At 63.8% G+C, this 14568-nt stretch carries 10 protein-coding genes; 8 read left to right on the top strand and 2 right to left on the bottom strand.

What is annotated here, in order from left to right:
• Positions 1 to 335: 335 nt before the first annotated feature.
• Both JMJ95_RS09110 and amrB read left to right on the top strand, forming a co-directional pair.
• Positions 336 to 3077, top strand: a complete 2742-nt coding sequence (locus JMJ95_RS09110; protein WP_290684692.1) for a DUF3160 domain-containing protein — start codon at positions 336 to 338, stop codon at positions 3075 to 3077.
• Positions 3058 to 3924 carry an AmmeMemoRadiSam system protein B gene (gene amrB, locus JMJ95_RS09105; RefSeq protein WP_290684691.1) on the top strand — a complete coding sequence of 289 codons (867 nt, stop codon included), beginning with the start codon at positions 3058 to 3060 and terminating at the stop codon, positions 3922 to 3924. Before JMJ95_RS09110 ends, amrB begins: the two co-directional genes overlap by 20 nt.
• Positions 3925 to 4312: 388 nt before the next feature.
• On the opposite strand, the gene JMJ95_RS09100 is transcribed toward amrB, so the two are convergent.
• Together JMJ95_RS09100 and JMJ95_RS09095 are read right to left on the bottom strand one after the other, a co-directional pair.
• Positions 4313 to 7882 (bottom strand): exodeoxyribonuclease V subunit beta, encoded by a 3570-nt coding sequence (locus JMJ95_RS09100; RefSeq protein WP_290684690.1) that lies wholly within the window; start codon positions 7880 to 7882, stop codon positions 4313 to 4315.
• A gap of 3 nt (positions 7883 to 7885) precedes the next feature.
• Positions 7886 to 10792 (bottom strand): PD-(D/E)XK nuclease family protein, encoded by a 2907-nt coding sequence (locus tag JMJ95_RS09095; RefSeq protein ID WP_290684754.1) that lies wholly within the window; start codon positions 10790 to 10792, stop codon positions 7886 to 7888.
• Between the two features lie 229 nt (positions 10793 to 11021).
• On the opposite strand from JMJ95_RS09095, the gene JMJ95_RS09090 reads away from it, so the two are divergent.
• The 6 genes from JMJ95_RS09090 (at position 11022) to JMJ95_RS09065 (ending at position 14533) form a co-directional block, all read left to right on the top strand.
• On the top strand, positions 11022 to 11264 hold the full coding sequence (locus tag JMJ95_RS09090; protein WP_290684688.1) for a type II toxin-antitoxin system Phd/YefM family antitoxin: 243 nt from the start codon (positions 11022 to 11024) through the stop codon (positions 11262 to 11264).
• Entirely contained in the window at positions 11257 to 11523 is a 267-nt protein-coding gene (locus JMJ95_RS09085) for a type II toxin-antitoxin system YoeB family toxin (RefSeq protein WP_290684686.1), read from the top strand. The genes JMJ95_RS09090 and JMJ95_RS09085 overlap by 8 nt, the downstream gene beginning before the upstream one ends.
• Positions 11524 to 11686: 163 nt before the next feature.
• Positions 11687 to 11866 carry a hypothetical protein gene (locus JMJ95_RS09080; protein ID WP_290684684.1) on the top strand — a complete coding sequence of 60 codons (180 nt, stop codon included), beginning with the start codon at positions 11687 to 11689 and terminating at the stop codon, positions 11864 to 11866.
• Between the two features lie 63 nt (positions 11867 to 11929).
• Positions 11930 to 12061, top strand: coding sequence for a hypothetical protein (locus tag JMJ95_RS09075; protein ID WP_290684682.1), 132 nt, complete (start codon positions 11930 to 11932; stop codon positions 12059 to 12061).
• Positions 12062 to 12083: 22 nt separating this feature from the next.
• Positions 12084 to 13973: an indolepyruvate ferredoxin oxidoreductase subunit alpha gene (locus tag JMJ95_RS09070; protein ID WP_290684681.1), complete on the top strand. Its 1890-nt coding sequence runs from the start codon at positions 12084 to 12086 to the stop codon at positions 13971 to 13973.
• Positions 13970 to 14533 carry a 2-oxoacid:acceptor oxidoreductase family protein gene (locus JMJ95_RS09065; protein WP_290684680.1) on the top strand — a complete coding sequence of 188 codons (564 nt, stop codon included), beginning with the start codon at positions 13970 to 13972 and terminating at the stop codon, positions 14531 to 14533. Before JMJ95_RS09070 ends, JMJ95_RS09065 begins: the two co-directional genes overlap by 4 nt.
• Positions 14534 to 14568: the final 35 nt, after the last annotated feature.

The raw sequence follows: 14568 nt of genomic DNA, 5'->3' as shown, positions 1-14568 counted from the left end.
GAAACATTCTTGCGACATAGCCCCGCCGCCGTCGTGCCGCGGCGGGCGATCGGAGAGGAGTCGTGAAAAATGAAGAGGTTTCCGCTCTGTGCATCCGCGTTTTTTCTGGTCCAGGCGTTCGTGCTCACCGCTCCGGCGGCAGGGTAGGAGGGTGTTCTGCCTGACATGGTGAAATAGCCTGAAGATTTTTGACCGGAAATGCCGCCTTCATGGTATTGTTTTTAGGAAAACAGGATCCTTTGATGTTTCCCGGCGGTTTTGGAAACGGGCGCCGGGAAGAGAGCGGCGAAAGGTCCGGACAGGGCCACGCCGGCACGAAGAAGGGGGTCATAGGGATGAAGAGAAGAAAAACCATGAGAACCGGGTGGGGCGTTTCGTTGCCGGGGGTTGTTCCGCTCTGCGCCGTCCTTATTCTTGCGTTGTGCATTCTTGCCCCGGCGGCGCAGGGAAAGAGCGCTTCCGGCCCTGCGGGCGGAGACGGACTGTACGTCGTCACGGCGGATGAGGTGCCCCTGTTCGGAAAACCCGTAGCGAAAGTGCCCGCGGCGGATGACCTGTGGGATCTCCCGAATTTCTACGGAGTCGCCGTCTACGGAAATCATCTGAAACTGCGCGCCATAACGGACAGCAAGCTCAGGCAGTTCGCGGGCGAATGGTACGTCCTTCTTTCGCCGGAGGACGGGAAGGCGCTCTGCTACATCCGGAAGGAGGGCATTGAAAAAGTTCCGGAACACACAAGCTTCAAACCTCGTTCCTTCATGGTGAAAAAAGACGGCACGGAATTGCGGCTGCAGCCCGGGAAAGGCGGCTCGGCCCGAAGCCTCTCCGCCGAGGGATTTTCCCTCGCCCGGGGGGAAACGGTGACGGCGGTGGGTGAATTTTCGGAAGGAAAGGAAGGCTGGCTGCTGTTCGAGTTTTCCACCGACACCAGGTTCGGCGACGGCGGCGTGGGATCCCGGTACGCTTGGGGCAAAAAGGCCGATTTCGGCTCCCTGGAAGGCTACAGGCCCGACAATTCCAGGGTGGACAAGGGTCTTCTGCCGTCGAAGATGCGGTACTCCGCCATGTCCTCCCTTTACGGGGACGGCTTCCTGGGTGCGGACACCCCGGAAAAAATGACGGAATTCCTTCCCGTGACGAAGGACATGGCCGCCTCCCTTCTCAGGAAGGGCTTTTACATCGACGATCCGTGGACCATGGACGAATATGCCCTCCAGGTGGACGACCTGGCGGATTACTACAGGTACACTACCGATTACCAGGCGGACTTCATCACCGCGGACCTTTTCCTCCACGCCTTCCACCTGGTGTTCGACCGGATGCTGCAGAAATTCGAGCGCACCTACCTGGCCCCGGCGCTCGGGGAAAGCATGAAAACGGCCCTGGCGGTCCTCGGCGGCATTGAGGAGGCCTGCGCCTCCGCGGGAGCGGGGGAGACCTGGAAAACGGCCCGGGACATGTTCTCCGTACCGCTGGCCCTCCTGGAAGAAAAACCGGGAAAACGGATAAAACTGTCGAAGAACGCTTCCGAAGAAGTCGCCCGGATCCTGGCCGCGAAGGACGTGACGGATTCCGCAGTCACAGGGGCGAAAATAGACTACACCTCCTTCAGGCCCCGGGGGCATTACACCCTCAGGCCGGAACTGGAACGGTATTTTCGGGCCATGAGCTGGCTCGGCTCCGCTGAACTTGCTCTCTTCTCAGACGACGGCACGCCGGAGCCCGGAAACGTCGCCGCGGCGGCCCTGGTGTCCCTGGTCCTCGGAGAGCAGGAGGAACAGTGGAACGCTTTTGAAGCTCCCATCGATTTCCTGGTGGGCGCGTCGAACACGGGGGGAACCCGCATCTACCGGAAACTGGCAAAGGAGCGCGTAGGCGCCCTTTCGGGAGCCGCTCAACGGCTGACCGACGGCAAGATTCTCTCTGCCCTGGCCGGGGAGATCAAAAAGACGGTCCCCGGCCCTCTGATCCGGAGCACCCCGGGCGGGGACGACGGCACGAAGGACTTCGCCTCCCGGCTTCCGGTCTTCCGCATGTCCGGCAAGCGGTTCACCCCGGACGCCTACGTGATGAACATGCTCACCTCCCCCAGGGTGGGGACCGGCGCTAACCCACGCAACCTCCCGGAAGGGGCGGACGTCATGGCCGCCTTGGGGTCGCCGGCCGCCGACGGCCTTGCGGCGAAAAACAACCGCGTCAAGGGCTACGCCGAGGCGTTGAAGAAGCTGAAAGCCTGGATGGACGAGCACCTCGCGGGGGAGGAGACCGTCTATTCCCTGTGGATAAAAGCCTTCCATGAGGGGTTCCGGGATTCCGGCTCGGACCAGTTTTTTTATCGGTCTCCCGCGTGGAATTGGAAGAAGCTGTCCACGTTTTCCGCCTCCTGGGCCGAGCTGAAGCACGACACCGTGCTCTACGCCGAGCAGTCCGGCGCCGAGATGGGCGACGGCGGCGGCACCGAAGCGGGACCTTTCGCCCCTCCGCAGCCCAAGGGGTACGTGGAGCCCGATCCCCGGACCTTTGATATTCTTCTGTCGGCGGTCTCCCGGATGCAGTCCTTCATCCGCGAATTCGGCATGGAGCCGGAGGACGAGGAGTTCGAGAAGGAGGGTATACCCTATACCTCCAGGCTGGACACCCTGGCCGAACTGCTGACCATCGCCCGGGACATCGCGGCAAAGGAAACCGGCGGCAAGCTCCTGACGGCGGAAGACTACGGGAATATCAAGTACCTGGCCCGGGCGTTCAACGCCCGGCTGTTGCTGCCGGGAGAAATGGTGGAAAACACAGAACAGCTCAGAATGGCACTGGTCACAGATATCGCGACGGACTACTTCGAAGGCCGGGTGCTGCACATCGCCTCCGGAAGGCCCCAGAGAATCCATGTCTTCGTCAACGACGCATCGGGCGGTCCCCGGGTAACGAGAGGGTTCATTTTCTCCTACTACGAGTTCGTCCGCTCCCTGGGCGGCGGCCGCATGACCGACGAAGAGTGGAAAGCGCTGGTCTACGACCAGGCCCGGTCAGGGGAACTGAAAAAACACCATCCTGCGTGGTATGAAGAGCTTCGGAAATAAGCTCTTTCAGGCAGTGCTGCTCCTCTGCGTCATTGCGGCAGGGAGCGGTATTCTGCGGAAGGCGGAAGGCGGGGCGGGAAACGGCGGCGGGGAAAGGGAGATGCCTGCCCGCATCATCGGCGGCATCGTTCCCCACCATGATCTTGCCCTCGGCATGATAGGGCGGTTTTACGATCACCTGGGGTCGCCGGACGTCCGGCGGGTATGGCTGCTTTCCCCCGACCACTTCCGCCGGGCCCGGACCTTCGCGGTTCTGTCACCCGACGACTGGCGGACCCCGGAGCGGATTCTCAGGGCAGACCGGGAAGCCTGCGAAACGCTCCCGTCCCTGTCCGTGGCGGGGGCTGACAGGGTCCTGTTCCGGCGGGAGCACGGCATAACGATCCACATCCCCTTCATTGCCCGGCACTTTCCCAACGCATCGGTGGTTCCCCTGGTCATCGGTGCACGAACTCCGGACCTGGCACTGATCATCCTGAAGAACGCCGTCAGGGATCTGCTCCGTGACGGCGATGCCGTCATCCTGAGCATGGACCTGTCCCATTACAAAACACCGGAGCTCATGGCCGCCGAGGACCGAAAGACTCTGGAGGTCCTGGCCAATGTCCGGCCTGCCGGAACGAAGACCATCGACGTGGATGCCCGGCCTGCCGCGGCCCTCGTGCTGATGCTCTTCCGCGAGTGCGGGATCGAAAAAGGAACCGTCCTCGAGCACACCGATTCGTCGTCCATCCTTGGCCGCAGGGTGGAGTCGGGAACGAGCTACGCCGCCATCCTGTACGGGATGGCGGCGGGCTCCGGGGGGGAAGCGCCCCTGGCCCTGCTTCCGCTCGGACGAAAGAGATAGGAAACGGCCGGGGGCTGAAAGAAGGTTGTCATGCCGGGATTCGTCTCTTGGCGATTTCATTGAGTGTACTTTCTCGATCAGCAGCACAAGAATCCGTTCCACACCCTGGTCAACATCGGAAAGGAGCACGCCGATTCCCATGGTCTCGAACTCGTTTCACTCAGCCATTTTCAAGGCGTGCTCCGGGGATGCGAGCGTCTCCCTGTTTTTTTCAGGGCAGATTGCCGGCCGACTCGGGATGGCCGGGCTTCATAGAGAAGAACTCCCTCGTCGGAAATAATAGGGTTCAACCAGTGCCCACCTTTATACGGACAATGTCCGCAGGCTTGCGGCCCGGTTCGTCGAACATGGGGCAACATCGCTCTCTGAATGCCCTGAAAGAGACGTTCTATCCCCTGAAAGGGCAGTCCAGGCGGTAGAAGCACCTCCGGCACCGGTCGGTCCTGGGAGGGAAGGGGCCCTGGGCGGCCGTGAGGGCCGTGGAGCGGATGTCCTCTTCCACCGTCTGCCATGAGCCTTCCGGCACCACGGGTTCGCCTTCTTCCCCCGTCCGCAGCCGGATCAGGCGGATGTCCGTTTCCGCCTCCCCGAAGACGGCCCGGGCGGCGCAGGCGTAGAAAAGAAGCTGGGAATCGTAGAGGAACTTCCACGACGGCTCTTCCCGGGCATTCAGGCTTTCGTCACCCGCCGTGATTTTGTAGTCCCGGATGAATAGCCGGTCTCCTTCCCTCCAGAGGACGTCCATGGCGCCGGTGAGCAGCGGGCCGTCCCTGAGGGGCACCCGGAAAGGGATTTCTCGCTGCAGGCCGCCGTCGGCTGCGAGGGCGGCAAGTTTCCTGCCCGCCGCTCCTTCGGCCGTGATGGTGAGCCATTCCCGGAGGGCCGCCCGCCCGCCCTCGTCGTTCCAGGCGGCGCGAAGGCGGGGGGGAAGACGGGAAGGGATGGTCGGGCCGAGAAACCGGTCCAGGCCGGGGACCGTGAAGTTCCACCGGGCGAGGACCCAGTGGGCGAGGGAGCCGAGGTCGGCCCCGCCGAACTCCTCCGATGAAGGCAGCTCCCAGGCGAGTTCGAGACCCTGGCGGAATTTCATGCGCCACGCCGCGGGGCACCACGAGAAGAGGGCGTAGGACGTGGCGCTGAGCCGTTCGTACCGCAGGTCAGCAGCGGACGGCGACGGGATCCACCGAACGGATGGAATCTCGCCGGATGTGTCCTCTGTCTTTCTCCGGATTTTCCGGGGGTCGTCTTCAGCGGCGCATGGACCGGGGAGGAACTCTTCTCCGAGCATGGAGAGCCACGATCCTTCTTGGGGGGAGGGGGAGCCGTCTTTGTCCAGCCCGCAGGGCGAGCACAGGACCAGGCAGTCCATGGCCCGGGTGCAGGCCACGTAGAAGAGGCGCTGCCACTCTTCCTCCACTTCCGTCTTTTCGAGGAAGGAAGCCAGCTTCCCCGTGGCGGATTCGCATTCCTCTCCGCTGTCCGTCCATTCCCGGGGATAGGAAGACGCACCCGCCCCGAGAAGGGGGGACGCAACAAGAGGTTCACCCTTTCCGCCCCTTCCACCGGGGGCCTTGTTCAGGTCCACCACGGCCACGATGGGGAACTCCAGTCCCTTGGCGCTGTGGACGGTCATCACCCGCACCACGTCCTCCTCGTCCCCCGGGGGCGATGTTTCCGTCACGGTCCCCTGCCCGGACCGCAGGGAGGCGAAATAGCCGTCGCACCCGGCCGGGTCTGGTCCGAAGACGGCCTCGTACTCCCGTACCATGTCCAGGGCCTGCCGGAGGTTGGCCAGGACGTTCCGGCGGTTCCACGCAGGATAGGCGCGAAGATACGACTGGTCCCGGAGAAGGGAGCAGAGGGCGGAGAAAAGCCCGCTGTATCTCGCCTCCGCCCGGAGCGCTTCCAGCCGGTTCGCCGCCTCGGGATGCCGCACCGGGAAGTCTTCCCCTGCGGGAAGGAGGGCGTAGGCCTCCTCCAGGGAAAGACCGGAGAATGGAGTGCAGAGAAAGGCCGACAGGGCTCCCCGATCCTCCGGAAAGGCAATCGTCCGGATGGCGGCGGCAAGGTCCCCGATCTCCCCCCGGTTGAAGTATTCTTTCCCCTTCTCGAAGGCCACCGGGATGGCCGCCTCGGACCGGAACACCTTCTCCAGGGCGGGAAAGGACGTCCTGGCCGGCACGAGGACCGCCATGTCCTTCCACCGGGCGGGCCTTCGCCCGTCTTTCTTGTCCCACACGTCCATCCCGCGAAACCCGGCCAGCTTTGCCGCGAGGCCACGGGCCACCCTCACCCGCACCTCGCCCGTCGATTCCGTCTTCTTCCCTTCACCGTTCTCCAGGGGGCGGGCATACCGGATGACGGTGTCCAGGGGGGGGAGAGGGGTATTTTCCCGCAGTTTCGCCTGCTCAGGATCGCCGGGAAAGACAAGGGCCTCGTACTCCTGGGGCAGAGAGGAGGAAAGGCCGTTCCGCCAGACATGGGCGAAGATCCCGTTGATCCTTTCCAGCAGGGAGGATCGGGTGCGGAAGCTCGCCTGGAGGGGGATGTACCTGTCTCCCCCGCCCCGACGCAGAATCAGGCTGCCGAAGAGGGTGGGGTCGGCGTGGCGGAAGCGGTAGACGGACTGCTTCAGGTCCCCCACCAGGAACATCCTGCATTCCTCGCCGGCCACGGACCGGATGAGGGCGTCCTGGAGGGGGTTGGTGTCCTGGAACTCGTCAACCAGGATTTCCCGGTAGGTCCGTATCCGCCGCCCGCCTTGTCCCGCAGCCGCCGCTTCGGCGGCGAGGCGGATCATATCGTCGAAGGAGAGAAGGCCCCGTCTGCGGCGGAACTCCCGGCAGCAGCACCACAGCAGGGCCGTCAGGCTGAGGAGGCTGTTCCGAAGGCGGAAGTGAAGGGGCTCCTCCCCCACGTCGAGGAAGCCGAGTCCCTTCCAGAGGAAGGCAAACCGATCCCTGTGCTCTTTCAGGGACAGGCACCCCGCCAGTTCCGCCGCTTTCTTCGCCGCGTTTCCCGTCGCCCCTGAGAGATTCTTCAGAAGACGCCCGTAAAGCTCTGATGCGAAAGCGAGAGTTCCCTCGGCGTCAAGAGCTTCGGGAGACGCTCCTCTCCAGGAGTTCCTGAACGCGGCGAGCTTTTCTTTGTAGGCTCCTCCGCCGGGCAATTCGGCGGGCAGTCCCGGGAGGACCCGGCCGAGCCAGATTTCGGCGGTCTCCCTCGCCTGCGGAAGGCAGACGGCCTTCAGCCGTTCGATGACAGGGGCGAAATACTCCCGGTCCCCTGCCGACGCGAGCAGGCCGTCGGGATCCATGCCCCGGCTTTCCAGGATATTCGCCAGGGAAAAGGCGAATCCCGCCGTTGTGTCCGGAGTATAGGCGTTCAGCAGAGGGGGAAGATCCTCCAGGCTTTCGCCGAGAAATTCTTCAGGCGTCCGCCCCCCGGGGAGGGCGTTCCGGAACCACTGGAGGTCGAGGGCGTCCAGGGCCGCCGTGGCCCGGCCGGTAAACTGCCTTTCCTCGGGAGGGGAGATGGGGCGGGCCGACAGGCCTGAAGAAAGGAAGAGGGCCTCTTCCCTCAGGATATTCAGCGCGAAGGAGTGGATGGTGGAGACGGGAGCCTCGGACAGCTCCCCCGCCGCCCTCGCCAGCAGCGTCCCGTCGGGGTCCAGAAGGGGTCTCATGTCGTTGAAACGGGCCGCAATGCGGTCCGCCATTTCCCGGGCGGCCTTCTCGGTGAAGGTCAGGGTCAGGATGTCCCTGGGCCTCATCCCCTCCCGGAGAAGGGCCCGGAGAAAACGCCACGAAAGAGTGTGGGTCTTTCCCGTACCGGCACCTGCCCCCACCAGGGTGAGCGGGGCATCGGAGAACACCGCTTCTTCCTGGGCGGGAAGCAGGCTTCCTTTCGCCGCAATGCTGTCCCTGAGCCGTTCGGTCAGGATGTCGCCGTCCGTCATGGCCTATTCCTCCCCATCCCCGTTTTCCTCTTCTTCCTCCCGGAAGTCCCTGCGCCTGCAGAGGGAGGAGAAAGAGCAGTACCTGCACCGGTCCGAATCGTACTCCGGCGGAAAGAGCCCGGAAGCGAGGGATTCCGCCGCCCGCTTCATGATGTCCCCTGCCTGGGCCTCCAGTTCTGCGAGAGACGTTTTCCCGGCGTCCAGCCAGAGGGGTGCGCCGTCATGTCCGGCCGCCGCAGCCGAGCCGTCGCTCAGCCCAAGGAAGACCGCCGCGGAGGCGCCCTGCCGTTCCGGGCCTTCCCGGAGGGCGATGCTGTAGGCGGCGAGCTGGAGGCTTTTTTTGTATTTCCCGGCCCTGCCGCTCTTGTAGTCGAAGAGGATGACGGAGCCGTCACCGAGGATGTCCATCCGGTCGCACCGTCCACGGAATACCGCTCCCCCGATCTCCGGCTCAGGAAGGGAAAATTCCCTCCGCTGTTCTCTCCGGGCCTCACCGAGCCCGCTCCTCTCCATGGCGTCCTGAAGCGCCCCGAGGCGGCGGTTCTTCTCCCGCTGGTCCGCCCTGTGGCGCGCCAGCCTGGGATCCGAGAGCAGCCTGGGGTACCCGTCCCTGTAAGCGTCGTCGAAGAAGCGATCCGCCAATTCCTCAAGGTTTCCCCCGGAGGAGAGGTATTCCTTCCACGCCAGCTCCCAGAGACGATGGAATCCGTTTCCCGCCAGATCGCGGCGGAACAGCTCCTCTCTTGCAGGTTCGAGGCCCATCCTCCGGCAGTAGTAAAAGAAGGGGCAGGCAGCGTAATCGTCCAGGCCGCTCAGGCGGAAGACCCTCTCGGGCAGAGGGAGAGGGGTGGTCCGGGGATCACCACGGGAAAGGCCGTTCAGGGGGCTGCTTTCGGCAGGAATCTCCACCCTCCTGACAAAGATTGTTCCTCTGGCGGCCGGGGGGAGAAGATCCCCCAGGGACCGTTCATAGGAAGTCTTCGCCGGGATAAGCCAGGGGGAGGGGCCGGCCTCCGCCTCAGTCACGAAGGGGGACGGCGGTAAAGGTCGGCCCCCGCCGTCGGCCAGGGGACGAACGAAAAGGCACAGCTCCCGGGCGCAGGCGGCAAGCCTCCGGAAGAGGGCTTCCCGCTGCTTCCGCTTCTCCGGCACCAGGGGAAGGTGGCTCCGCCCCAGGCCGAGGCTGTCGTGGAGGATGCCTTTGCGGTCGTCGTTCAGCAGCGCGGACTCCCGCACCTGCCCCGGCCACCGGGAGGCTGCGGCGCCGAGGAAGACCCACACCGCCGCCGAGGTCAGCACCGGGGGCGTCCCCTGGTAAACCGCCATGGCGGGGGAGATCGGCGGCGAGGTCCTCGTGGAGGCGCTCTCGGCCCACCGGGCCAGGAACGCTGCGGCCTCCCCGCCCCGAAGAACTGCCCTGCCCGATTCCCCGAGGTCCCGGGCCAGGTCGCGGAGAGCCCGTTCCTTTTCTCCGGCCTCCAGCACGGCCACGTTCACCGTCCTGAGCATCCCGTCCAGGAAAGGAAAATTCCGGGCTCCCGTTATGAGCCCCTTCATCTCCTCCCGGTCGGGGGCCAGTTTTTCAAGGGCAGAAAGCAAGTCTTCCGGACGGCCTCCCGCAGTTACTGCGTCGGTGAAGGCGAGAGCCCTCCGGAACGCGCGCAGCGGGGCATTCCGGGACGGGCTTTTTATCGCCGCTTCCCCGAGGAAGTCCAGCCACCCCTTCCTCCCGCAGGGCAGGGCGGCGGCGAAGTCATCCCGGGGAAAGTCGAAGGGCGAGAAGAGAAGACCGGACAGGAAATCCGCCGTCTCTCCTGCCGGCCACCCCTCGGAGGCCAGGTCCAGGGCCCTGAGGGCGTTTTTCCAGAGGATCGTCTCCGAGACCAGCACCCCGTCTTTCAGCGAGAAGGGCAGTCCGTACCGGGAAAAACTCTCCGCTGCGGAGGCTGTCTCCTCCCCGTCGCCGCAGACGCCGATGGACGACCACCCCGGAAAGGGCAGCCCCGTGGATTCCGCGATCTTTCCCTCACCTGCGGACCAGAGAAGAAGCTCCCTGGCCAGGGTATCCGATGCCAGGCGGAGGTCTCCTCCCGACATGGAGAAGGACAGGGCCGGGCCGCTTCCCTCCACCTGTGTTTTCGAGGCCTCGGGGAACTGGTCCGCCGCCGTGTAAAAATCGCCCGGGCCGCACCAGGGGACGAAAAACTCCATCTCAGCCCCGGCCTCGAGGAGCTGCCGCAGAAAACGGAGCTGTCCGGAGGCGAAGCTCAGGAAGCCCACGGCGGTGATCCGGAAAGAATTTGCCCGTTCCCGGGCAGTCTCCGAGGCCGCAAGAAGGTCCCGCCCGAGGGACGGGATCTGGGCGCTGTCCGCCAGGTTCAGATCGTCCAGGAGGGTTGTGTAGTCCCGGTAAATCCGGCAGAGAATTCCCGACTCGTCGTCCAGCCGGGAGCATCCCCCGTCCCGAGGACACCCCGCGCACCCCAGCGAACCGGCCAGGGTCTCCGGGGACACGTCCTCCCGCAGAAGCTCCCGGACCGCCCCCCCGGCGATGTCGAGGAATCCTTCCGAAAAGACTCCCGGCGGCAGAGATTCAGCAAATCGCTCCCGGAGGGACTTCACGATGTTCCGCAGCAGGAGCCGGTGGTCCGGAGGGTCGATCTGCGCTCGGGGCTTCTCTCCCGCACCCGCCTCAAGAAGAGCTCGATAGAGGTCATCCCAGATCCAGACGTTCCGTTCCCGGACCCTGCTTCCGAAGAGCCCCTCCGGAGGGGAATCCCCTTCGGCCGAAAGCATGTCCAGAAGTAGGGACCTGTCGCGGTTTGACGGTACAAGAAAAACCCGTTCGGGATCCCCGGTCCGTCCGGCCAGATGACGGGAAATATCCGCAGGATTGCGGTAGGTGTGCATCAACAAGGCAATCGCCTCCTCACTTTACGGAAGAAGTGTAGCACATTTCGACCGGGGTACGGCTTCGGAGGAAGGGCTGGCCAATCGCCGGCGGAGCCGCACCAACGGGGGATCATCAGAAATCCCGGAAAACGGATCATCCCTGCGCCCAAGGAGAGGAATGGAGGGAGTACGCGCTTGACTCGTACGATATGACGTACTATGATGAATGCGTCAGGGAGGTGATGTCGTGATCATCACGGCGAGCAAGGCGCGGGCAAATCTGTACAGGCTGATAGAGCACGTCACGGAGACGGAAGAACCGGTCTACATCACCGGGAAGCGGGGTAATGTAGTGGTCCTGTCGGAGGACGACTACCGGGACATCCAGGAGACCCTTGCTATTGCGGCGGTACCCGGAATGCGGGATAAAATTATCTCAGGCATGGCCGCTCCCCTGTCCGAGTGTGTCGAAATAGACGAAGATGCATGACGGGCCGTGGCGGGTCTTCTACACGAAGGAGGCCCTGAAGGACAGAGAGAGGGTCATCGAACGGGGCTGGGGCGAAAAGATCCGGTCCATCGAGCGTGCCCTCCGGGAGAATTCATACGCGCCTCCCAGGAAGAAACTGGTGGGAGAGTTTAAGGGGGCCTACTCGAAGAGGATTAACCGGCAGCATCGGGTGGTCTATCAGATACTTGAGGAAGACCGGGCGGTCAAGGTGGTCGGCGCCTGGAGTCATTACGAATAGCGGAAATAACGATGGAAAAGCCGCATCCCTTGGGATGCAGCTTTTTTGATGGCCTCCGGAAGGCAGGGCCGGCTGGTTTCCTATCCGCCGAAGGACTGAATGCGGGTTCTTCCGGTCATGGTACAATGCAGAAATCACCATGATACCTTGAGGAGGCATGACCATGAGAAAAGGAAGAATCGCGCTGTTTCTGTCCGTCCTGGCTTTAGTGCTCACATTTTCGGCCCTCCCCGGAACGGCCGCCGACGTTCTCGTCCTGAAACCGGCCCCGGGAGTGGCGGAAAAGCTGGAGGCCCTGGGGCCGGAACTGTCCCTCGACTGGGGCGTCTACAAGAACACCTGAGGGGAAGAACCCTCGGCTCTCGTTGAGAGCGGCAGGCTTCTCGGGCTGGAGCACTATGTCCCGGTGACGGATGAAACAGGCAAGGTGACCATTCTCGTCAACAAGACCATAGCCTTCAAGGACAACATCATCCTCGTGGAGCACTTCACCTACCGCGGAAGGGATATTTTCATCTGCCGGACGGCGAAGTACTGATTACCCGAAAGGAGGCAGGATAATGAAAAATCTCGGCGAAATGCTGCTTCGGCAGGATTCTTTTTCCGAGATCGTCCTGGGAAACACGGCCCTGGCCCGGGCCATGATAGAGTCGGGGACGGAGGTCGTCACGTCGTACCCCGGATCGCCCACTCCTGAAATCGCATCCGCGCTTCTCTCCGTTCCCGGGGAGAAGCGCCCGTTTTATTTCGAGTTTTCAACAAACGAAAAAGTGGCCACGGAGGTGGCTTGCGGAGCCTCCCTCAACGGGCACCCCTCCTGTGTCTTCTTCAAGAGCGTGGGGCTCAACGTGGCCGCCGACTCCTTCGTGCAGCTTTCCCTCCTGGAACTGGAGGGAGGTCTCGTGGCCGTACTGGGCGACGACCCCGGGGCCAACTCGTCCCAAAACGAGCAGGACAACCGCCATTTCGCCCGGATGGCCTACATCCCGGTGCTGGAGCCGTCCTCGCCTTCGGAGGCCTACCGGTACTACCTCGAGGCCATGGCCCTCTCACGGCGGAAGAAGATGCCCGTGATCCTCCGGATGACCACCCACGTGTGCCACGGCAAGGAGAAGGTCGCCTTCGGGGCGTGGAAGGGCGGCGCCGTAAGTACTGAATCCCGTTTCGACACGTCGGGCGGCCCCATGGTGCCCCTGACGGCCGCCGCGCTGGAGATGAAGCGGCGGGCCCTGGCCAGACTCTCCCTCGCGGGGTGCGAGATGGATTCCCCCGCATTCTGCGAGGTCAGGAAGGGGACGGACTCCTCGAGAGGCGTCATCACGGCGGGGCTGCCGTTCCGGTCCCTCCTGGACGTGCTGGAGGATTCACGCCGGACCCCGGACATCCTGAAGCTGGGAGTTGTGTACCCACTGCCGGAGAAGGCCGTGGAGGAGTTTCTCCGCGCCCACGACCAAGTGAAAATTCTCGAGGAACTTGACGACGTGCTTGAAAAGGACATCAAGGCCCTGGCATTCGACAGGGGCATCCGGGTCACCATCGTCGGGAAGGCGGACGACGACGACCGGATCGGGGAGTACACCCCCGACAAAGTGGCGGAAGTGCTGGCCAAAACATGGCCCGACATGGTTCCTCTGAGGGGAGCCAAGCGGCAGCCGTCCCTGGCCCCAAGACCGCCCCAGATGTGCCCTGGATGCGGCCACCGCTCGGCGTTCCACGCCATCCGGCAGGCCCTGTCCAAAGAGGACATCACCGTGGCGGACATCGGATGCCATGTCCTTGGCTACCTGCCCCCCTACGAGATGGGGGAGGTGCTGCTGTCCATGGGGCACTCCACCGGAACGGGAGCCGGGCTCTCCCTGTTCAACGGCGCGAGGAAGGTGGTCAGCTTCATCGGGGATTCCACCTTCTTTCACGCGGGCCTTCCGGGCATCGTGAACGCAGTGTTCAACAACCACAACCTGACCCTCATCGTCATGGAGAACGGCACCACGGCCATGACGGGCCACCAGGACCACCCCGGCGCGGGGCGAAACGCCAACGGACCGTCGGAGGCCATTCCCGTCAGGGGGGTGCTCGAGGGGCTGGGGGTGAAGAGCATCCGGGAGGTGGACGCCTACAGCCAGGGCAAGCTTATTGAACTTGTGAAGGAAGCCATGGCCGAGGAGGGGTTTTCCGTGGTGATCGCCCGGCACCCCTGCATGCTCAAGTACACCCGGGAGCAGCAGCGGAACCCGGACTACGTGCGGAAATCGGTGGAAGTCAACCAGGAGACGTGCGACCGCCTCCACGTGTGCGTTGAGTCCTTCGGGTGCCCGTCCTTCCAGAGGGATGAGGACGGGGGGGTGAACGTGAGCCGGGAACTGTGCATCGGCGACGGGTCCTGCGTCCAGACCTGCCCGGTGAAGGCCATCGGCCTTCGGAAAGAGAACAGGGGAGGGGAGAAGGCATGAAGCGGTTCGATATCTACATGTCCGGCGTGGGGGGCCAGGGGATCGGCCTCCTGAGCGAGGCGGTCATAAGGGCCGCGGATCATGCGGGACTTTCCGTCTGCGGTGTGGACACCCACGGCCTTGCCCAGAGGGGCGGCATGGTGGAGTCCTTCGTCCGGATCGGCGGGGAAGTGACCACACCGCTCGTGCGAAAAGGTTCCGCGTCCCTGATCCTCGCCCTGGAGCGCACCGAGGCCCTGCGCGCAGTGGAGGCCTATGCAGCCTCCGGAGGGGTTCTGCTCTATTTCGACACCCTTTGGCAGCCCCTGGACGTACGGCTCGGGAAGGCCGATGCCGTCTCCGCCGAAGACGTGGAAGAGGTCTGCCGCCGGCTGAACGTCCGGCATATGGCGGAAAAAAGGGACCTTCCCGATGTGCGGATGCAGAACGTGGCCCTGCTGTCGAGGGCGGCGAAGGAGGGACTCATTCCCGGCGTGGAAATGGAACACTACCGGAAGGCCCTTGAGGACCTGCTGCCCGAAAGGGTGCTGGCGGAAAACCTGGAGGTGCTGGAGGGGTAGACGAACGGGAGGCCGGGAACGGCCTCCCGTTTTTT

Source organism: Aminivibrio sp. (assembly GCF_016756745.1).
Lineage (GTDB): Bacteria > Synergistota > Synergistia > Synergistales > Aminobacteriaceae > Aminivibrio.
This window is presented reverse-complemented; position numbering and strand designations above follow the sequence as displayed.

Bases quoted from the DNA above. Each gene is read 5' to 3' on its own strand.
- JMJ95_RS09110 (WP_290684692.1), top strand. From the start codon at position 336: ATGAAGAGAAGAAAAACCATGAGAACCGGGTGGGGCGTTTCGTTGCCG.
- amrB (WP_290684691.1), top strand. From the start codon at position 3,058: ATGAAGAGCTTCGGAAATAAGCTCTTTCAGGCAGTGCTGCTCCTCTGC.
- JMJ95_RS09100 (WP_290684690.1), bottom strand. From the start codon at position 7,882: ATGACGGACGGCGACATCCTGACCGAACGGCTCAGGGACAGCATTGCG.
- JMJ95_RS09095 (WP_290684754.1), bottom strand. From the start codon at position 10,792: ATGCACACCTACCGCAATCCTGCGGATATTTCCCGTCATCTGGCCGGA.
- JMJ95_RS09085 (WP_290684686.1), top strand. From the start codon at position 11,257: ATGCATGACGGGCCGTGGCGGGTCTTCTACACGAAGGAGGCCCTGAAG.
- JMJ95_RS09080 (WP_290684684.1), top strand. From the start codon at position 11,687: ATGAGAAAAGGAAGAATCGCGCTGTTTCTGTCCGTCCTGGCTTTAGTG.
- JMJ95_RS09070 (WP_290684681.1), top strand. From the start codon at position 12,084: ATGAAAAATCTCGGCGAAATGCTGCTTCGGCAGGATTCTTTTTCCGAG.
- JMJ95_RS09065 (WP_290684680.1), top strand. From the start codon at position 13,970: ATGAAGCGGTTCGATATCTACATGTCCGGCGTGGGGGGCCAGGGGATC.